Genomic DNA, 18,864 nt, shown 5'->3' with positions numbered 1-18,864 from the left:
ATCACCCGGCCGTCTCGCGCCGCGATCTCGGTGGTCGTCCGCTGCTTGTCCGTTTCGTGTACGTGGAGCACGTGGTGCTCCATCGTGGTGACCGCGCCTGCGGACGGATCGACGGAGTGGACCACCGGGTCGGTCAGGTAGCGGCGGACCAGCAGGTCGACGTTGCGGTCCAGGGTGGCCGAGAAGAGCATCCGCTGTCCGTCCGGGCGCACCTGGTCGAGCAGCGCGGTGACCTGGGGCATGAACCCCATGTCGGCCATCTGGTCGGCCTCGTCGAGGACGGTGATGCGGACGGCGTCCAACCGGCAGTCGCCCCGGTCGATGAGGTCCTTGAGCCGTCCCGGCGTCGCGACGACGACCTCCGCCCCGGTCCGCAGCGCAGCGGCCTGCTTGCCGATCGACATCCCGCCGACCACGGTGGCCGCCCGCAGCTTCACAGCGCGGGCGTACGGGGTGAGCGCGTCGGTGACCTGCTGGGCAAGCTCGCGGGTGGGTACGAGGACGAGGGCGAGCGGCTGCCGTGGCTCGGCGCGCCGACCCGCTGTACGGGCCAGCAGCGCGAGGCCGAAGGCAAGGGTCTTGCCCGAACCGGTGCGGCCACGGCCGAGTACGTCACGACCGGCCAGGGAGTTCGGCAGGGTCGCCGCCTGGATCGGGAACGGTACGGTCACGCCCTCATGGCCCAGCGCGGCCAGCAACGGCGACGGCAGGGCAAGATCGGCGAACGACTCGACGGCGGGCAACGCGGGCGTCGTCGTCACCGGCAGCGCGAAATCGCCCTGTGGCGCGGACTGTCGGCCTCCGTAGCCCTTGGAGCCCTTGAAGCCTTTGGAGCCCTTGGAACGGCGCGGGGTGCCGGAGGAGCGGTTGGTGGCGGAGCCACCGAAGCGGTCGTATGTGCGCTTTGTGCGGGCACGGCTCATGCGGAACCTTCACACTTTCCTTGATGCGGCACGTATCAAGGAAATCGTGCAGCCATGGAACAGCGCCGAGAATCGCGAGAACGAGCCGAAAATGATGAGGGGCGAACCGAGGATCATCTTCCGAGGCGCCCTGAAACATAGCGAGCTGGGGCCCGCACCCCAAGGTGCGGGCCCCAGCTACGAAGTAAGCGTCAGTTCTGGTGTCAGGCGGGAACGATGTTCTCGGCCGTCGGGCCCTTCTGGCCCTGCGCGACGTCGAACGTCACCTTCTGGCCTTCCTGCAGCTCGCGGAAGCCCTGAGTGGCGATGTTCGAGTAGTGGGCGAAGACGTCGGCGCCGCCGCCGTCCTGCGCGATGAAGCCGAATCCCTTTTCCGCGTTGAACCACTTCACGGTACCGGTAGCCATTTTTTCTCCTTCGGGACGGTGTTCGGAGTTCGCCCTGTGCGGACTCCGGTCGCCGTAATGATCGGCCCGTCGGAAAAACCTTCTGGCAACCACAACTGCAACTGATATGGACAGTACCATGGCGTCATCGTCCATGCGTGGTAAATAATTCCGCCCCGGTCTGTCGGCTGGGGAATATTCCTCGCCCGCCGCGTCGATTTCTCACGTCACGACCACAGATATTGCTCCGCTCGGCCCCCGCTGTTGCGGTCGGGCCCTCCGGCCACAGCGCCCTGACCTCCTTCGATGGGCCCGCGTTCGGCTGCCGTCGGCGCCGGCGGACGAGACGCCGGGGAACGCGCCGGGGCCCGCGCTGTGATGAAGGCCACATTCGACGGTGCGGCGGCCACCAGAGGAGGGGCGTTCTCGGAGACCGCCGGTCCGCAGCGGGCGCACGGCCGGGAGTACGGTGGAGACACCGAGGGCATGTCGCACACCGGCTCCGACACCGGTGCCGCTCCCGGCGACCGATGATGCCGGGCGCCCGCGCCCGGAGCAGGGCCTTTCTCATGACCGTGCACGTGCCGGTTCGGCCGACGACCTCAGACCCCCTCGGGTGGAGTACGCGGTTGCCACGCCCGCCGAAGCCGGAACGTGGCTCCTCGCCCCGCGAGGGAGAGCGCGTCCGTCCCCTGACTCGGCGTCAGATCGACGATCATCTGAAGGAATTGGGCGATCTGTACGCGGAGACCTCCGGCGGCGGCCCGTGGGCGTGGAACCAGGCCCGCGGCGCCTTCCTGCGGCGGCTGGCGGCCGATGTACGGCGACCGGGATTCGAGTTGCTGATCGCGGAAACCACCGCTCTGACCGGATGCGCCTACGGCTTCCCCGTACGCCCCGACGGTCCCTGGTGGGAGGGCTTCGACGGATACCTTCCAGGGAGGCTGCTCCGCATCGCTGCCGCCGGACGCCTCTTCGTGGTCTCCGAGATCCTCGTTCCGCCCCGGGTGCGCAGGCAGAACCAGGGCCGTGCCTGGAACCTCGCCCGGCGCCTGCAGAGACGGCTGCTCACCGACCACGGTTCCGCCCTCGGCGTCACGCTGGTGAACCGCTACGACGCCCGGACCGTCGAGGCGTTGCGGTCCTGGGGATGGCGGTACATCGAAGGCGACACCCATCGGACGCCCCCGCTCGGCCCGTTCCGTGTGCTGGTCCTCGGAACCTGAACACCGCGTCCGCCGCACGGCGGTCACGGCACTGGAAGGCGCAGGGCGAGGAGGGCCACGTCGTCGGTGCTGCCGGGAGGCATGCCGGCGAGCAGTTGGTCGCACAGCGTTTCCAGCGGTTCGTGGGCGAGCGTGAGGGCGTGGCGGCGCAGACGGTCGAGGCCGGTGTCGAGGTCGGTGCCGGGGATCTCGATCAGGCCGTCGGTGTAGAGCAGCAGGGTGGAGCCCGGCGGCAGAGACACCGCGGCGTTCGGCCGGCTCCCGCCGGCGCCCGGACCGACACCGAGGAGGAGTCCCTGCCCGGCTTCGAGGTACTGCGCGTGTCCGCCCGAGGTCAGCAGGAGGGGCGGCGGATGTCCGGCGCTGGTCCACCGCAGTGTCCACGGGCCTGTGCATGGGTGGCCTTCGAGCCGGGCGAGGACGAGGGTGGCCATGGGGACGGTGGTGATGGCGGGCATGGCGTCGTCGAGACGGTCGACGACGGCGCCGGGCGGTCCGGTGTGGTCCCAGGCCAGCGAGCGCAGGATGCCGTGCAGTTGCGCCATTCCGGCCGCCGCGGTCAGGTCGTGGCCGATGACGTCGCCGATGACCAGCGCGACCGTGCCGTCCTTCAGCTCGAACGCGTCGTACCAGTCGCCGCCGACCTGGGAGCCGGCCGGGGCGGGTTGGTAGCGGGCGGCCAGCCGCAGACGGCCGGGCTGGGGCAGCGGGGCGAGCAGGTTGCGCTGCATGGCCTCGGCGACGGCGCGCTGGCGGCCGAACCGGCGGGCGTTGTCGATGACCAGGCCGACCCGGCGGCCGATGTCGCTCACCACCTCCAGATCGTCGGTGTCGAACGGGCACGCCGGGTCGGTGCGCACCACCGTCAGAGCGCCGGTGATCTGCCGCCTGGAGCCCAGCGGCACCGTGATCGCGGACGTCGCGCCCACCGTCCGCAGGAAGTCGCTGTGGACGGCGGCGAGGGGAGAGCCGGGCGGTGCGGCCGTCCCCACCTCGCCCTGCAGGACGGGATCGCCGCCGTTCAGCACCTGGACCAGAGGTGAGCGGGCTGCCTCCCCGGCCTCGGGAAGCGGCTCGCGTCGGCCCTCCTGTCCGGGGTCCCGGCCCTCGGGCCCGGTCACCGCCACCCGGTGGACCTGCCCGGAACCGACCCGGAGGTCCACCGCCGCCCAGTCGGCGAGGCGGGGAACCAGCAGACGGCCCAGCCGGGCGAGGGCCTCATCGGTCTCCAGGGTCTGGCCCAGTACGTCGGTGATCTCCGCGACCAGCGTCAGCCGTTCGGTGAGATCCTCCAACGCGCTTGTATAGGCTGCCCGTTTCCGACGCGCGCTGCGGTCGCCGGTGGCATCGGTGAACAGCACGGCCATGCCCTTGAGGGAGCCGCCGTGCGTCAGGGGAGAAGCGGACCAGGAGATCGCGACCAGGCGACCGTCACCGCGCAGAAAGCTGTCGCCCTCCCCGCGCGCCGCGGCCCCCTCGGCCAGCGCCCTGAGCAGCGGGCACCGCTCCCGCGGGATCCTGGCGCCGTCCGTATCCCGGTGCAGCAGGTCGTGTGCGTCCTCCCCGTGCATCGCCGCGGCGGCGCGGCCCAGCACCTGCTCGGCGGCCGGGTTGGCCGCGAGGATCCGTCCGGCCGGATCCACCACGGTCAGGGCAGCACCCAGCTGCTCGACGACCTGCCGCCAGAAACCCGGCTCGGCCGCCGACCACCGCCGCCCTTCGTCTCGCGTACCGGGCACCACACCCTCCACCGCGCCGTCCCCCAGCCATGGAAACCCTCGCCGAAGACCGCGGGCTCATCGGGAGACCGACACACCAGCGGACCAACGGTCCGCGACAGGAACCCGCCCGCCTGGCGGACACGGTGACCCGTCCCCCACGTACCCCGTGCCGCGCTCCGGCCACCCACCGCACCAACAGATCACCGGGACAAGGTCGTCGCGGGGTGTTCGGCAGCTTGAGCAGAGGCAGAGGACATCTGCGCCCGCGACGGCAGGAATTCCGCAAGGGCGACTAGAGTTCCCCTACGGGGAACCCGCTCCCCTGATGCGGGCCGCGACTTCGGTGGTCCGCAGGAAGGCGCCTATGCCCTCGCAAGACCGGCCGCACACCGCCCACCGGCTGGAAGACGACCACCACCCGGCGTACACCATGGGCCGTGCCGCCGAGGTGATCGGTGCCACGCCCGGTTTCCTCCGGGCCCTCGGCGAGGCGGGACTGATCACTCCGACGAGGTCGGAGGGCGGCCATCGCCGCTACTCGCGCCACCAGCTGCGCCTCGCCGCCCGCGCCCGCGAGATGGTCGACCAGGGGACCCCGATCGAGGCCGCCTGCCGGATCATCGGTCTCGAGGACCGGCTGGAGGAGGCCCTGCGCGCCAACGAGGAACTGCGCCGCCCGGAAGGCCTTCCGGAAGAGGAGGCCGACGGCGGCGGCGAGTGAAAATCTGACGGCGCCGGAGAAGAAATTCGACCGATACTGGAAGAGGCTTTTCCCTGCGCCCGGCCGCCGTATTCCGGGATTTTTTCACCCCTCTCTTCTCGCTTCCTTGTCGCCGATTCCTTCCGTGCTAGACTCGACGTGAATTGCAGTTGTGGTTGCCGTTTTTCGGGATTCCCGGGCAGGTGATCATCACAGCGATGAGGGAGCCCGCGAGGTGCGGGCCTCCAGCACTGCCTCAGGAGAATTGACATGGCCACCGGTACCGTTAAGTGGTTCAACGCGGAAAAGGGCTTCGGCTTCATCGAGCAGGACGGCGGCGGCGCCGACGTCTTCGCCCACTACTCGAACATCGCCACCCAGGGCTTCCGCGAGCTGCAGGAAGGCCAGAAGGTGACCTTCGACGTGACGCAGGGCCAGAAGGGCCCGCAGGCGGAGAACATCGTTCCCGCCTGACACTCGCGTCCGAACGCGTCTGAAGTTCGTACACACATACGACGGAAAGGGGCCCGCACCTTGGGTGCGGGCCCCTTTTCCGTTTCCCGGACCCGGATCCTCCGAAGTCACCCGCCGCTGTTCCACCCCATCCCGCCATCCCGACTCCTGGTGAGGCACCATGCGCTGTGTGATCGCCCGTTACCCCTTCGACCTCTTCAAGAGCGAGGTGGAGACATCGATGGAGAGTGTCCGCCCCGAGCCCGTCACCGCGGTCTGCGTCGACATCGGCGGCCGCGTGTATCCGGTCAAGCAGGTGGGCGAGGTGATCACGGGCCAGGACCGCCGTGACTTCACCGTCGGGGAGATGACCCGGGCACTGACCCGTCTCGGCTTCACCTGCCACGCTGCGCCCCCGCAACTCCCGTCCGCCGTCGCCCCCGCGTACGGACCGCCCGCCCAGTGGGGCGACTGACGAACCCGGCACCACCGCCGTCGAGCCGTCCCCGCACGGGACGGCTCCCCCGGCGTGGGGCGGGTCAACTGCCGGTCTTGGCGGGTGTCTTGCCGTGCTGGTCGACGACCGTGCGCTTCATGATCGCGCTGGTTCCGAACAGTGTGTCGGAAGTGATCCCCTTGGCCTCGTCATGGGTGATGTACGCGCGCGAGCCGAGGAAGGCGAGGGTGTCCTTGTCGAAGATCCATTCGTAACGGGTCGCGGAGGAGGCGTCCTCGCGCGTGATGGCGATGCCGTGCCGGCCGGCGGCGTCGACGGCGTCGGGGATCTCCTGCACGCCGGGGATCTTTGCGGCTGCCCGGTAGAACGCGGAGGCGTTCGTCGGCGGCATGATCGTTTCGCTCACCAGGTCGCCGATCATGGTGAAGACGGCCTGCTCCTTCGACTCGCCCTCCTCCACCCTGGTCCGGGTGTAGAGCAGCTCGAGCAGCGCGTCGGGGTCGGTGGGCAGCGAGGCCAGCCACTTGTACGTGGGGTGGTCGATGCCCGCCGAGACGGGAGCGGTGGACTCGATGGGGCCCAGCTGACCGGGCATCACGGCGTCCTTCCCGGATTCACGGATCCACCCGGTCCTGGTCACGGGGCCGGGGTTCTGCGACATCCAGACCTCCCGCTTGTGCAGGGCGCCGAGCCGCACGGGACCCTCGAAGGTGCCCGTGTTCTCGCGGACCAGGCTCTCGACGTACACGAACTGTCCGTCCTTCACCGGTGTCTCGTCGGTTGCCATGGCGGCGACGGCGATCCGGTTGAGGGTGGCGGAGGCGCTGTTGGCCTCGGCGGCCCGGGTCGTCGGCGCGGAGGTGTCGTCACCGCCGGAGAGCGTGACGATCAGCGCCCCGGCCAGTGCCATCGACGCGAGGGGCAACAGCACCACTCCACGCGCCAGTCGGCGGCGTGGCGTCGGGCGCGCCTGGGTGGAAGGGGTGCGGTCGTGGTCGATCTGCTGCATCAGAACGTCCTTGTAGTGGAGGTGTCTGCTCCGCGGGAGGTCCCATTCGGCCGGAGCCGACAGCAACTCCTCGGCCTCACTCCGGGCGGAACCGGCGTGCGGCGGATTGTTGTTGTTCATCCGGTTTCCTCCTGCAGAAACGTGGCCGCGAACGCGGCCTCACTCTCCTTCTCTCCGCGAGGGCCCCGCGGTTCCGCCTGCGCGCGGTCGAGTTGACCGGAGCTCATCCGGGCCAGCCGCGCCCGGGCGCGCGACAGCCGCGACCGCACGGTGCCGACCGGGATGCCGAGCGCATCGGCGGCCTGCTGGTAGTCCAGCCCGGCCGACACGCACAGCGCGAACACCTCCCGGTCCTGGCGGCGCAGCCGGCCCAGCGCCTCGTGCACCACCGCGAGACGGCGGGCGTCGTCGATCCGGCCGGCCGTCTCGTCCGCGAAGTCCTCGACGGGACGGGGTTCCGGGCTGCGGGCCAGGAAGGCGAGCCGTCGGCGCAGACCACGGTTGGCGTTGTGCGCCTTGTGCGTGGCGATGCCGAGCAGCCAGGGCTTGAGCGAACCGCCCTCCGGCTCCACCGTCTCCCGGGTACGCCAGGCGGCGAGGAAGGTCTCGGACATGGCCTCCTCCGCCTCCGACCAGTTGCCGGTCAGGCGCAGGGCATGGTTGTAGACCGCCCTCGCGTGCTCGTCGTACAGGTCGGCGAATGCCGCACGGTCCCCTGCCCGTATGCGTGCACGCATCGACTCCGCTGGTTCTGTCTGCCTCACACTCTGTACGCTCCGCCGTCCCACCCGGGTTCCTGTGGCCCGCGCCACACCACGACGTTCGGGCCGGCGCCGCAACGGCGATCGACACAGCCGCCAACACACTCACGTTGACATCCCTGCAACCCTTCCACCATGCTTGTGTTAATTCATTAATGGAAGCCCACTGGAACCATGGAAGGTGACGTGGTCGAGTACCGGATCGACCGTGGCAGCGGCGTACCCGCCTACGTGCAGATCGTCGAGCAGACCGAACGGGCGCTCCGGATGGGCACGTTGAAGGCCGGGGACAAGCTGCCCACAGCGCGGGAGGTGGTGGCGGCGACCGCCATCAACCCCAACACCGTGCTGCGGGCCTACCGCGACATGGAGCAGGCCGGACTGGTCGAACTGCGCCGTGGGCTGGGGACCTTCGTGACGCGGTCGCTCGTGCGGCCCGCAGCGGAGGACGACTCGCCCCTGCGCACGGACCTCACCGACTGGACGGCACGCGCGCGTGCGGCGGGACTGGAACGGGCCGACATCCTCGCCATGGTCACCGCCGCCCTGGACGCCCACGACAAAGAGCAACACCAGCACACCCCGGGCGACCGGGAGCGCAAAGAGGAGGACGCATGACCGGGCCTGACGCGCCGGCCGCGCTGCGCGCCACGGGACTCGGGTTCCGGTACCGGGCGCGGAGCGGCTGGGCCCTGCGGGACTGCGAGTTCACCGTGCCCAGCGGACGTATCACCGCCCTCGTCGGACGCAACGGCGCCGGCAAGAGCACCCTGCTGCACCTGGCCGGCGGCCTGCTGCACGCCGACTCCGGAGAGATACGCGTACTGGACGCCGTACCGGGCACACCCGAAGCCCGCGCCCGGGTCGCGCTGCTCACCCAGGACAAGCCGCTCTACCCCCGCTTCACCGTGGCGGACACCCTGCGGATGGGCGAGAAGCTGAACTCCTCGTGGGACCGGGCGGCCGCCGAGCGGACCGTCGACGAGGGCGGCATCCCGCTCACCGCCCGCGTCGGCGAGCTGTCCCCCGGACAGCGCACCCGTGTCGCACTCGCCCTGGCGCTCGGCAAGCGGCCCGAACTGCTGCTGCTCGACGAGCCGATGGCCGACCTCGACCCCGTGGCGCGAGGCGAGATCATGGCGGCGCTGATGGCGGAGGCCGCCGACCGCGGCATGAGCATCGTGCTGTCCTCGCACGTCCTGCCCGAACTGGAGCAGACCTGCGACTGGGTGCTGCTGCTGCGCAACGGCCGCATCAAGCTGAGCGAGGACGCCGACGCGCTGCGCGAGAGCCACGTCATCCTCACCGGACAGGCCGACCAGGCCGACACCCTGGCCGGACGCCACACCGTCGTCCACCGCCGGACCGCCGGCAGACAGCTGACCGCCCTCGTACGGCAGCACGGACCGCTGCACGGCGACTGGCACCTCGAGCGGCCCAGGCTGGAGGACATCCTGGTCGGCCACCTCCAAGCCGATGACGCCCATGACGTCGATGAATTGGTGCGCCCCGCCCCCGCCGAGCGGACGGAGGCGGCGGCATGAACAGCTCCCTCCGGAACGGCTCCCTCTGGCTCGCGTGGCGCCAGCAGCGGGTGCTGGTCGGCGTCGGCGCGGCCGTCCTGGCCGTCGCCGCGGCGATCGCCGCGTACTACCGCTCGGGCATGCTGGACGCCCTGCGCAGCGGGCTGTTCGACCACTGCGCCTCCGGGCCCATTCACTGCGCACGACCCGACACCGGTGTGCCCCTGCTGCTGGACATCGAGCCGCTGCAGTACCTCGGGGTGCTGAACATCGCCCTGCCCGTCATCATCGGCGTCTTCTGGGGCGCCCCGCTGCTGGGCCGCGACCGGGAACTGGGCACGCACCGCATGGTTCTGACCCAGGGCGTGAGCCGCGGCCAGTGGTTCGCCTCCCGGTTCGCCCTCGCCGCGGCGACCGCGGTGGCCCTCTCCGGCCTGCTCGCGGGAGTGTTCGCGTGGTGGTGGCGACCGGCCGCCGACCGGAGCTACGGCCTGTTCTGGTACGAGACCACGGCCCTCAGCGGCTCGGGCCCGCGGGTCGTCGCAGCCGCCCTGTTCGGTCTGGCGGCCGGCACACTGCTGGGTCTGCTGGCCCGCCGGGTCCTGGCGGCGATGGGCCTGACCCTCCTGGTCACCGGGGCGATGACGCTCGTACTGGAGTGGACGCACAAGACGCGTCTGCTGGTCCCGCCGCACACCTACACCAGCGCCGGCAGCATCCCCAGACTGCCCATGGGCGAGAAGTGGTCGGCCGGCCACTACGGCCTGATCACCGCATCCGGCCGCCGCGACGACGTGATGAACTGCCCCTTCCCGTCAGGTGCCCAGCTCAAGGAGTGCATGGACCGGCACGGGTACGTCGCCCGCTTCTACGAGGCCAACCCGGCCGGCGACTACTGGACCGTCCAGTGGATCGACACCGCCGTCCTCGGCGGCCTCGCCCTCCTGCTCACGGCCGTCACCGTGCTGCTCCTGCGCCGCCGCATCTGACCGCGCCGAACCAACGCATCCGCCCTTCATCCCCTCACCCGGGGTCCCCTTTGTACGGAGGTCGCTTCACCATGCCCGCAGACGCCAAGTCACCGAAGAAACTCCGCAACAACCGCGCCGCCCTCACCCACAAGATCGGCTACGCCCTGCGCCACCCCGGCCGCGTCACCCCGTATCTCCGCCGGGCCGGCCGGGACGCCTGGCTGCGCCTGAAGCACCCCGACCACGTCGGCTACTACCGGGCCGTGATGGCCTCGGACACCCGCCGCAACCCGGAGGCCGCGGTCGGCAGTCAGACCCACGAACGCTGGCTGGCACTCGGGCAGATGCAGTTCGACTACCTCATCGAGCACGGGCTGCGCCCCGAACACCGCATGCTCGACATCGGCTGCGGCAACCTGCGCGGCGGCTGGCGCTTCATCGACCACCTCGACACCGGCAACTACTACGGCATCGACATCTCGCCCGACATCCTGATCGCCGCCAAGAAGACGCTCGTCGAGCGCAGCCTCCAGGACAAGCTGCCGCATCTGACCATCACCGGCGACCTCACCCTGGACTTCCTGCCCAGCGACCACTTCGACGTCATCCACGCGCACAGCGTCTTCTCCCACTCGCCGCTGCACGTCATCGAGGAATGCCTCGCCCACGTCGGCCGTGTGCTGACCGACACCGGGTTCTTCGACTTCACCTTCGACCGCACCGAGGGCACCGAACACCAGGTGCTGCGCGAGGACTTCTACTACCGCACCGAGACCCTTCTGGCCCTGGCCCGCAAGCACGGCCTGCACGCGCGCTTCATGGAGGACTGGGAGCAGCGCCCGCACGGCCAGTCGAAGATACGTGTCAGCCGCTCAGCCCTGCCCACCCCCTGAGACGGCCGGGATCCGACATGCCGTCCCCCACAGTGCACCCGGGCACCCTGCTCGATCCGCCCACCGTCACCACGCCCCGGCCGCCCGTCGTCCCGCGCCCGCCCGTGCCGTCGGCCACCCCACGGCCCGGTCCGAGCCGCGCACTCACGGCAGCCGTGCCCGCGGGCCTCGTGATCGCCCTGGGCCTGTGGGGGATCACCCGCCAGGACAGCATGTGGCGCGACGAGGCCGCCACCTGGCAGGTCGCCCACCGCAGCCTGCCCGAGATCTGGCAACTGCTCGGGCACGCAGACGTCGTCCACGGCCTGTACTACGCCCTCATGCACGTCATGTTCGGGGTCTTCGGCGACAGTCTCCTGACGCTGCGGCTGCCCTCCGTCCTCGCCATGGCCGTGGCGGCCTCCCTCACCGCCGACCTCGGTGCCCGGCTCGCGGGCCGATGGAGCGGGCTCGGCGCGGGGCTCGCCTTCGCACTGCTGCCCACCCTCCAGACGTACGCACAAGAAGGCCGCCCCTACGCGATGGTGACCGCCACCGTTGCGCTCGCCACCTGGCTGCTGGTGGCCGCCATGCACCGCCCGCGCACCCGCACCTGGAGCGCATACGCACTCGTCGTCCTGCTCGGCGCGCTGCTCAACTGGTTCTCCCTGCTCGCGCTGCCCGCCCACGCCGCCACGCTCGCCCTCGCCCGGCCCCACCGCACCATCCGGATGCGCTGGCTCCTCGCCGCAAGCACCGCCGTACTCGGCGCCCTGCCCCTCGTCCTGGCCAGCCGGGGCCAGTCCAGACAGGTCTCCTGGATACAGCCCACCACCCCCGGCACGATGTACGCCGTCGCAGCCACCATCCTTGCGGCCGGCGGCTGCGCACTCCTGCGCCGCGCACACCAACCCGCCGGGGGACAAGTGAGCCTGGCCGCTGTGGCCGTCCCGCTGTGCGCCGTCCCGCAGCTGATGCTCCTCGCCGTCTCGCTCACCTGGCAGCCCCTCTACGTCGGCCGCTACGTACTGTTCGCCCACATCGGCCTCGCCCTCCTCCTCGGGGCGGCGCTCGCCACACTCGCCACCCGCCTGCCCACCCACCCCGGAGTTCCGCTCGCCGCCGTCACGGCACTCGCGTTCCTCGCCCTGCTCCCCGTGGAACAGCATGTACGCAGTCCGCACAGCCGCGTCGACGACGTACTGGCTGCGGCCACTCTGGTGGACGCAGCGCGTGGACAGGGCGCCGCGGTGGTCTTCCTTCCCTCAGCCCGACGCGACACCGCCCTGGTCACGCCGGCCGCGTTCCACGGCCTGCGCGACATCGCGCTCGCCCGGAGCCCCGTCGAGTCCGCCACCCTGCACGGCATCGAAACAGACCCGGACACGACAGCCCGAGCAATGCTGCGCGAACGGCACATCATCCTCATCACCGACGCAGAGCCCCGCCCCGCCCACAACGCCCGCGACCGCGCCAAACAACGCATCCTGCACGACCACTTCACCAAACGCTCCACCGCGATCCGACACGGCCGCAGCATCACCCTCTACGAACGAATCGACCGCCCACATCACAACCCGTCTGCCGCCGACAGGCCGTAAATTGGCGCCACCTGCGCTTACGCGCCCCAAGAGCGGTGTGGAGGGGGCATCTTGGGCTGGAGTCCGCTGATCTACAAGTTCGTCGACGGCGATGAGGAGCCCGTACTGCTGGACATGGCGTTGGTACGGGCCGTTCTGGAACCTCACGATCTCGGGGACCCGCAGCTCTCGGTGGGCGAGGACGGGGGCCTCGGGTTCTGGGTCCGGGCTTCCGACGGCAGCGAGGCCGAGATATTCGCCGGTGCGCAGGGCATCGAGGTGCACCGCCCGCATGCCGGAGGCGTGTGGGGCATCGTCGCGGAGCTGGTCTCCCGGCTGGGAGCGGTCGTCATCGACCCGAGCAGGGCCGGGGTCGTGTGCCGGGCGGAAGAACATGCGCACCTTCCGGCGGCCATGCAGGACGACGCCACAGTGATCGAGATGACGGGTGAAGCCCTCGAGGCCGCTCTCACGGGGCAGGGCCGCAATGCAGCGGCCGTCGCGCGCCGCGAAAGCTAGGATCCGGGCCATGGCCCTGACCGTGAACGACGTGGACCGGTTCGAGGCCTCCAGGCCCCGCCTGGAGGCCATCGCCTACCGCCTCCTCGGCTCCGCGAGCGAGGCCGAGGACGCCGTGCAGGAGACGTTCCTGCGCTGGCAGGCCGCCGACGTCGACCATGTCGAGGTCCCCGAGGCCTGGTTGACGAAGGTTCTCACCAACCTGTGCCTCAACCAGCTCACCTCGGCCCGCGCGCGGCGCGAGACCTACGTGGGTCAGTGGCTGCCCGAGCCGCTGCTCGCCGGAGACCCGATGCTCGGCCCGGCCGACACCGCTGAACAGCGCGAATCGGTGTCGTACGCCGTCCTCGCCCTGCTGGAGCGCCTCTCACCCAACGAGCGGGCGGTGTACGTGCTGCGGGAGGCCTTCGACTACCCGCACCGGGAGATCGCCGGGATGCTCGACATCACCGAGGCCGCCAGCCAGCAGATCTTCCACCGCGCCAAGAAGCACGTCGCGGACGGCAAGGCCCGCACCGACATCGACGAGGCCGCCGCCCGGCGGATCGTCGACGAGTTCCTCGCGGCCGCCACCAGCGGTGAGACCGAGCCGCTCGTGCGGCTGCTCACCCAGGACGCCATCTCGATCGGCGACGGCGGCGGGAAGGTTCCGGCGCGGGCAAAGGCGTTCGAGGGCGCCCTCGCGGTCGCGAAGTTCCTGCGGGGCCTGTTCAAGCCCAGCGAGGCCAAGCGCACCCTGGCCGGCGGTTCGCCCGAGGTGCACTTCACGACCGCCAACGGCGACCCGGCGATCGTGGCGGTCCTCGACGGCCGGGTCATCGGCGTCATGTGCCTGGAGGTGACCGCCGAGGGCATCGCCGCGTTCCGCAGCCAGGGCAACCCCGACAAGCTGGAGCGCGCGACCGAGCGGTGGGCGGCCACGGACCACGGCGAGCCCCTGCTGCGCAACGCGTTCTGAGCGCTGTGAACGCCCTCCGAGACGCCATGTGACGTGCTTCACATTCCATTCCTGTCAGGAAACGGCGGGCCGCCCGGTTCAAGTGGCGAATCCGCCCGAGACAGGAGTACGGACATGCAGCACCGCATCGTCGTCCTTGGAGCCGGCTACACCGGAGTCACCGCCGCCGGGCGCCTCGCCAGGCGGCTGCACCGCGCGGACGTGGCCATCACCCTCGTCAACGCCGAGCCCGACTTCGTGGAACGCGTACGGATGCACCAGGTCGCGGTCGGCCAGGACCTCAAGCCCAGGCCCTTCAGCTAGATGTTCGCGGACACCGGCGTCGAGCTGAGGATCGCGAAGGTCACCGGCGTCGACGTCGACCGCAAGACCGTCGCCGTCCAGGCCGCGCACGGCGTCGAGGAGCTGGAGTACGACACCCTCGTGTACGCCCTCGGCAGCGGCTGGAACGACCACGGCGTCCCCGGCGCCGCCGAGCACGCCCACGAGCTCGCCTCTCGCCCCGGAGCGCTGCGGCTGCGCGAGCGCCTGGCCCGCCTGGACGCCGGACAGCCCGTGGTCGTGGTCGGCGGCGGCCTCACCGGCCTGGAGGCCGCGACCGAGATCGCCGAGGCCCGCCCGGACCTCGACGTCGCCCTCGCCGCCCGCGCCGGACTCGGCGACTGGCTCTCGCCCAAGGGCGCCCGGCACCTGCGCAAGGTCTTCGGCAGGCTCGGTATCACGGTGCACGAGCACGCCGCGGTCACCGCCGTCGGGGCGGACCGCGTGACCACCGCCGAGGGCACGGCGATCCCGGCCGCGGTGACCGTGTGGACCACCGGCTTCGCCGTCCACCCCCTCGCGCGGGCCACCACCCTGGAGGTCACCGGCACCGGCCAGATCGTGGTCGACGGGACCATGCGCTCGGTCTCCCACCCGGACGTCTATGCCGTGGGCGATGCGGCGGCGATCCGTCAGGGCTACGGCGTGATGCACGGGACCTGTCAGGGGGGTATGCCCACCGGCGTGCACGCGGCCCTCTCGATCCTGCGGGTGCTGGCCGGCAAGGAGCCCAAGCCCTTCCGTTTCGGCTACTACCACACACCTGTCAGTCTGGGCCGGAACGACGCCGTCGTGCAGTTCACCCACCCCGACGACAGCCCGCGCCGGATCGTGCTGACCGGCAAGCGAGCCGCAAAGTACAAGGAGACGGTCACCGCCGCGCCGTGGCCGACCTTCGCCCGCATGAAGAAGATGCCCGCCTCGGGCGCGTTCTGGCCGCACGGCGGCCGCTACACCCGGATTCGGAGCGCCAAGTGACCCAGCCGCAGCAGGCCGGCCCCGACCAGCTTGCCTTCCAGCAGTACCGCACCCTGCTCTTCTCCGTCGCCTACCGCATCCTCGGCACCGCCGCCGACGCCGAGGACGTGGTCCAGGACGCCTGGCTCAAGTGGTCGGCGGCCGACCGTTCCCGGGTCGCCGACCCCAAGGCCTACCTGACCCGGATCGTCTCCAACCTGGCGATGGAGCGGCTTCGTTCGACTCGCCACCAGCGCGAGACCTACGTCGGGCCATGGCTCCCTGAGCCGATCCTCACCGGCCCGGACACCGCTGACGGCGTTGCCACGACGGACTCGGTCTCCATGGCCCTGCTGGTTGTGCTGGAGACGCTGAGTCCCCTGGAGCGCGCGGTCTTCGTGCTGAAGGAGGTCTTCGCCTTCAGCTATGCGGAGATCGCGGAGGCGGTGGAACGCTCGGAGGCGGCGGTCCGGCAGGCCGCGCACCGCGCCCGCGAGCACGTCCAGGCCCGCCGGCCCCGTTTCACCGCGGACCGCGCCCGCCAACGCGACGTCACCGAGCGCTTCTTCGCGGCGACGGCGGGCGGCGACATCAACACCCTCATGGAGCTGCTCTCCCCGGACGTGACCCTGTGGACCGATGGCGGCGGCAAGGTCCGCCAGGCCCTCAAGCCGGTCGTGGGCCTGGGGACCGTGGCCCGTTGGTTCGCCGCGCTCGGCACCGCGACCTACCAGGGCATCGAGCCCGGGCAGATGCGGGCAGAGCTCACCTGGATCAGCAGAGCTCACCTGGATCAACGGCGGCCCGGGCGTGGTCTTCCGCGGCCCGGACCGCGTGGTCGCCACGCTGACCTTCGACTTCGATCCGGAAGGCCGCATCTCGACCATCCACAACGTGGCCAACCCCGACAAGCTCCACGCAGTCGCCGACGGAACTCGGCACGAACTCTCCTGAGCCGCCTGATCGTTGTCGACGCCCTCCGGAATCACTGTGAGCGCCCGGGCCCGCTGCCCCAGCACAGCCCGGCCCCAGGTGGAAGCGGATGCGGCAGGCTGCGGCCGTCCTGATCCACTTCTTCTGATCGGCTTGCCTGCCTTGCCTGTTGCTGCCGCGCGCCCGATAGTCCTGACCGCCGCCGAGCGGCACCGGTTGAAGAAGGCGGCCTGGGGTCATAAGACCGAGTACCGGGCCAGGCTGCGGGCGCAGATCGTGCTCCGGGCGGCTCGGGGGTAGGTCCAACGCGCGGATCGCCGTTGAGGTGGGAGTGCACGTGGACACCGTGCGCACGTGGCGGGCCGATTCGCCGACCTGGGCCTGCCGGGCCTGGCCGACCGCAAGCGCCCCGGGCAGCCCGCCGCTTTCACCGCGTTGCAAGCTGCGCAGGTCAAGGCGCTGGCCTGCCAGCTTCCGGCCGAGGCCGGCGCGCCGCTGTCGCGCTGGTCGTGCCCGGAGCTGGCCCGCGAGGCCGTCGAGCGTGGCATCGCGCCCTTCCTGTCGGCGTCCACCGTGCGCCGCTGGCTCGACCAGGACGCGCTCAAGCCCTGGCAGCACCGATCGTGGATCTTCATCACCGACCCGGACTTCCGGCCCAAGGCCGAGCGTGTGCTGGACCTGTATGCCCGCACCTGGGACGGCATCCCGCTCGGCGCGGACGAGTACGTGATCAGCGCGGACGAGAAGACCTCCATCCAGGCCCGCTGTCGCTGCCATCCCACCCTGGCACCAGGCCAGGCGAGAGCGATGCGGGTGAATCACACCTACGGGCGCGGCGGCGCGCTGGCCTACCTGGCCGCCTACGACGTCCACCAGGCCACAGTGTTCGGCCACTACGAGCCGACCACCGGCATTGCCCCGTTCATGGCCCTGGTCGCCCAGGTGATGCGCCAGGAGCCCTACGCGAGCGCGAAGCGCGTGTTTTGGATCGTCGACAACGGCTCCTCCCACCGCGGCAAGGCCGCAGCGGGCCGCCTTGTGGCCGCGTTCCCGAACGCCGTGCTGGTCCACACTCCGGTGCATGCCTCCTGGTTGAACCAGGTGGAGATCTTCTTCTCCGTCGTGCAGCGCAAAGTCGTGGCGCCCAACGACTTCACCGACCTTGCCCAGGTCGGGGACCGGCTCCGAACCTTCGAAGACCGCTACAACGCCAGGGCACAGCCGTTCCAATGGAAGTTCACCACCTCCGACCTGGACGATCTGCTGGCCAGGCTCGACCGGCATACCGCCGATCACCCAGAAGAATCCTCCGTCGCGCTGGCAGCATGATCAACCCTCGAAGGACTTCCGGAGCCGACCACTTAGTTCGACCCGAAGGCGGACGGTGGCAGTCCCGGACTTCGCCCTCGCGGCGGGGCCTGGGGCGGTAGATCTCCTTGCATGACGCGAGTGCAACTGACGGATCACGAATGGGAGTTCATCGGGCCATACCTGCCCATCGGGAAATACGGCCCGTACCCCGAGCTGCTGCGGCAGCAGTTCGAGGGGGTGATCTGGCGGTTCAAGACCGGCTCGCAGTGGCGGGAGATGCCGCAGGAGTTCGGCGCCTGGTCGACCGTGCACAACCGCTTCCGGCAGTGGCGTGACGCAGGCGTCTTCGAGGCCCTGCTGGAGGGCGTGATCGCAGAAGCAGCGAAGCGGGGCGAGGTGGACCTGTCGCTGGTCAGCATCGACTCCACCACCGCGCGCGCTCACCACGACGCCGCCGGGATGCACCTCGGCGAGGACGTCCTTACCGCCTTGGAGAAGGGCGCGGCTAAGGAAGAGAAGGCCAGGTCAAAGGGGGCAGCCCCGAGGAACAAATCGGGCAGGGCGCCGAAGCAGATCCCAAGTGGGAAGAGCAGCGACGCATCCGGCGCCGACGAAAGCTGCGGCTGAAGGCCGCCCTCCTCGGACGCTCCAGGGGCGGGCAGACCAGCAAGGTCCACCTCGCCGCCGACCGCAAGTGCCGCCCGCTGGCGTTCGTCCTGACTGCGGGGCAGGCCGCGGACAGCCCGCAGTTCATCCCCATGCTCAACAAAATCCGGGTCCGTGGACCCGTCGGTCGTCCCCGCACCCGGCCGGACGCGGTCGCCGGGGACAAGGCCTACTCGTCCCGCGGCAACCGGGCCCACCTGCGCAATCGGGGCTCAAGGCAGTCATCCCCGAGAAGAAGGACCAGGCCGCGAACCGGAAGAAGAAGGGCTCCAGAGGCGGCCGGCCCATCGGCCGCGACGCCCACCTCTACAAGGAGAGGAACACCGTCGAGCGCCTGATCAACAAGCTCAAGGCCTGGCGAGGCATCGCCACCCGGTACGACAAGACCCCGGATAGCTACCTCGCCGGTCTTCACCTGCGCGCCTCGATGATCTGGCTCAAGGACCTCACCCGGACCGCCCATTGATCACGACTCGATACGCGCCCTAGTTGTTCTGTCCACGGAGGTTGGTGACGCAGGTCTCGGCTGAGGGATCTTGAAATGGGTGAGGGCCTTCTGGCCTGGTGTGGATTGCGACATCTGCACCGGCGACCAGAGAGGCCCTCGTGCCCCACCG

At 70.5% G+C, this 18,864-nt stretch carries 18 protein-coding genes and 3 pseudogenes; 16 read left to right on the top strand and 5 right to left on the bottom strand.

Features of this window, described 5'->3' with window-relative positions:
• Both ACTWQJ_RS24575 and ACTWQJ_RS24570 read right to left on the bottom strand, forming a co-directional pair.
• The coding region (locus ACTWQJ_RS24575; RefSeq protein ID WP_443308751.1) for a DEAD/DEAH box helicase at nucleotides 1-923 on the bottom strand (923 nt) is incomplete at its 3' end.
• Nucleotides 924-1,126: 203 nt separating this feature from the next.
• Nucleotides 1,127-1,330, bottom strand: coding sequence for a cold-shock protein (locus ACTWQJ_RS24570; protein WP_129798962.1), 204 nt, complete (start codon nucleotides 1,328-1,330; stop codon nucleotides 1,127-1,129).
• 285 nt (nucleotides 1,331-1,615) lie between these two features.
• Between ACTWQJ_RS24570 and ACTWQJ_RS24565 the strand changes: the two genes are divergently transcribed.
• Nucleotides 1,616-1,843 carry a hypothetical protein gene (locus ACTWQJ_RS24565; protein ID WP_443308750.1) on the top strand — a complete coding sequence of 76 codons (228 nt, stop codon included), beginning with the start codon at nucleotides 1,616-1,618 and terminating at the stop codon, nucleotides 1,841-1,843.
• Nucleotides 1,844-2,037: 194 nt separating this feature from the next.
• The gene (locus tag ACTWQJ_RS24560) at nucleotides 2,038-2,535 is read left to right on the top strand and encodes a hypothetical protein (protein WP_443308749.1); all 498 of its coding nucleotides are present in this window, start codon (nucleotides 2,038-2,040) and stop codon (nucleotides 2,533-2,535) included.
• Between the two features lie 23 nt (nucleotides 2,536-2,558).
• On the opposite strand, the gene ACTWQJ_RS24555 is transcribed toward ACTWQJ_RS24560, so the two are convergent.
• Entirely contained in the window at nucleotides 2,559-4,274 is a 1,716-nt protein-coding gene (locus tag ACTWQJ_RS24555; protein ID WP_443308748.1) for a SpoIIE family protein phosphatase, read from the bottom strand.
• Between the two features lie 346 nt (nucleotides 4,275-4,620).
• Here ACTWQJ_RS24555 and ACTWQJ_RS24550 point away from each other — a divergent pair, with 346 nt between their 5' ends.
• The 3 genes from ACTWQJ_RS24550 to ACTWQJ_RS24540 all read left to right on the top strand — a co-directional run bounded on the left by ACTWQJ_RS24550 (nucleotide 4,621) and on the right by ACTWQJ_RS24540 (nucleotide 5,884).
• Nucleotides 4,621-4,977, top strand: a complete 357-nt coding sequence (locus tag ACTWQJ_RS24550) for a MerR family transcriptional regulator (RefSeq protein ID WP_443308747.1) — start codon at nucleotides 4,621-4,623, stop codon at nucleotides 4,975-4,977.
• A 249-nt stretch (nucleotides 4,978-5,226) separates the two neighbouring features.
• Nucleotides 5,227-5,430, top strand: a complete 204-nt coding sequence (locus ACTWQJ_RS24545; RefSeq protein WP_010986199.1) for a cold-shock protein — start codon at nucleotides 5,227-5,229, stop codon at nucleotides 5,428-5,430.
• A 160-nt stretch (nucleotides 5,431-5,590) separates the two neighbouring features.
• Entirely contained in the window at nucleotides 5,591-5,884 is a 294-nt protein-coding gene (locus ACTWQJ_RS24540) for an SCO5918 family protein (protein WP_224735129.1), read from the top strand.
• A gap of 64 nt (nucleotides 5,885-5,948) precedes the next feature.
• Here the strand turns inward: ACTWQJ_RS24540 and ACTWQJ_RS24535 are convergent, their stop codons facing one another.
• Together ACTWQJ_RS24535 and ACTWQJ_RS24530 are read right to left on the bottom strand one after the other, a co-directional pair.
• The gene (locus ACTWQJ_RS24535; protein WP_443308746.1) at nucleotides 5,949-6,995 is read right to left on the bottom strand and encodes a CU044_5270 family protein; all 1,047 of its coding nucleotides are present in this window, start codon (nucleotides 6,993-6,995) and stop codon (nucleotides 5,949-5,951) included.
• A complete protein-coding gene (locus ACTWQJ_RS24530) occupies nucleotides 6,992-7,612 on the bottom strand; it encodes an RNA polymerase sigma factor (protein WP_224735127.1) in 621 nt (206 codons plus the stop codon). Before ACTWQJ_RS24530 ends, ACTWQJ_RS24535 begins: the two co-directional genes overlap by 4 nt.
• 198 nt (nucleotides 7,613-7,810) lie before the next feature.
• Here ACTWQJ_RS24530 and ACTWQJ_RS24525 point away from each other — a divergent pair, with 198 nt between their 5' ends.
• The 11 genes and pseudogenes from ACTWQJ_RS24525 to ACTWQJ_RS24475 all read left to right on the top strand — a co-directional run bounded on the left by ACTWQJ_RS24525 (nucleotide 7,811) and on the right by ACTWQJ_RS24475 (nucleotide 18,713).
• Nucleotides 7,811-8,254: a GntR family transcriptional regulator gene (locus ACTWQJ_RS24525; protein WP_443308745.1), complete on the top strand. Its 444-nt coding sequence runs from the start codon at nucleotides 7,811-7,813 to the stop codon at nucleotides 8,252-8,254.
• Nucleotides 8,251-9,180 (top strand): ABC transporter ATP-binding protein, encoded by a 930-nt coding sequence (locus tag ACTWQJ_RS24520; protein WP_443308744.1) that lies wholly within the window; start codon nucleotides 8,251-8,253, stop codon nucleotides 9,178-9,180. Before ACTWQJ_RS24525 ends, ACTWQJ_RS24520 begins: the two co-directional genes overlap by 4 nt.
• Nucleotides 9,177-10,148, top strand: a complete 972-nt coding sequence (locus ACTWQJ_RS24515) for a transporter (protein ID WP_443308743.1) — start codon at nucleotides 9,177-9,179, stop codon at nucleotides 10,146-10,148. The genes ACTWQJ_RS24520 and ACTWQJ_RS24515 overlap by 4 nt, the downstream gene beginning before the upstream one ends.
• A 71-nt stretch (nucleotides 10,149-10,219) precedes the next feature.
• Entirely contained in the window at nucleotides 10,220-11,023 is an 804-nt protein-coding gene (locus tag ACTWQJ_RS24510) for a class I SAM-dependent methyltransferase (protein ID WP_443308742.1), read from the top strand.
• A gap of 17 nt (nucleotides 11,024-11,040) precedes the next feature.
• On the top strand, nucleotides 11,041-12,603 hold the full coding sequence (locus tag ACTWQJ_RS24505) for a glycosyltransferase family 39 protein (RefSeq protein WP_443308741.1): 1,563 nt from the start codon (nucleotides 11,041-11,043) through the stop codon (nucleotides 12,601-12,603).
• A gap of 51 nt (nucleotides 12,604-12,654) precedes the next feature.
• Nucleotides 12,655-13,101: a hypothetical protein gene (locus tag ACTWQJ_RS24500; protein ID WP_443308740.1), complete on the top strand. Its 447-nt coding sequence runs from the start codon at nucleotides 12,655-12,657 to the stop codon at nucleotides 13,099-13,101.
• A gap of 10 nt (nucleotides 13,102-13,111) precedes the next feature.
• Complete coding sequence (gene sigJ / locus ACTWQJ_RS24495) at nucleotides 13,112-14,059, top strand: RNA polymerase sigma factor SigJ (protein WP_443308739.1); 948 nt, start codon at nucleotides 13,112-13,114, stop codon at nucleotides 14,057-14,059.
• Between the two features lie 114 nt (nucleotides 14,060-14,173).
• A pseudogene (locus ACTWQJ_RS24490) lies at nucleotides 14,174-15,358 on the top strand (NAD(P)/FAD-dependent oxidoreductase).
• Nucleotides 15,355-16,291 (top strand): annotated as a pseudogene (locus ACTWQJ_RS24485) (RNA polymerase sigma-70 factor). The pseudogenes ACTWQJ_RS24490 and ACTWQJ_RS24485 overlap by 4 nt, the downstream one beginning before the upstream one ends.
• Nucleotides 16,292-16,624: 333 nt before the next feature.
• Nucleotides 16,625-17,599: an IS630 family transposase gene (locus ACTWQJ_RS24480; protein ID WP_443308738.1), complete on the top strand. Its 975-nt coding sequence runs from the start codon at nucleotides 16,625-16,627 to the stop codon at nucleotides 17,597-17,599.
• Nucleotides 17,600-17,710: 111 nt separating this feature from the next.
• Nucleotides 17,711-18,713, top strand: a pseudogene (locus tag ACTWQJ_RS24475) (IS5 family transposase).
• The last annotated feature ends 151 nt before the right edge of the window (nucleotides 18,714-18,864 follow it).

Source organism: Streptomyces sp. KR55, from assembly GCF_052245645.1.
GTDB lineage: Bacteria > Actinomycetota > Actinomycetes > Streptomycetales > Streptomycetaceae > Streptomyces > Streptomyces flavusporus.
This window is presented reverse-complemented; position numbering and strand designations above follow the sequence as displayed.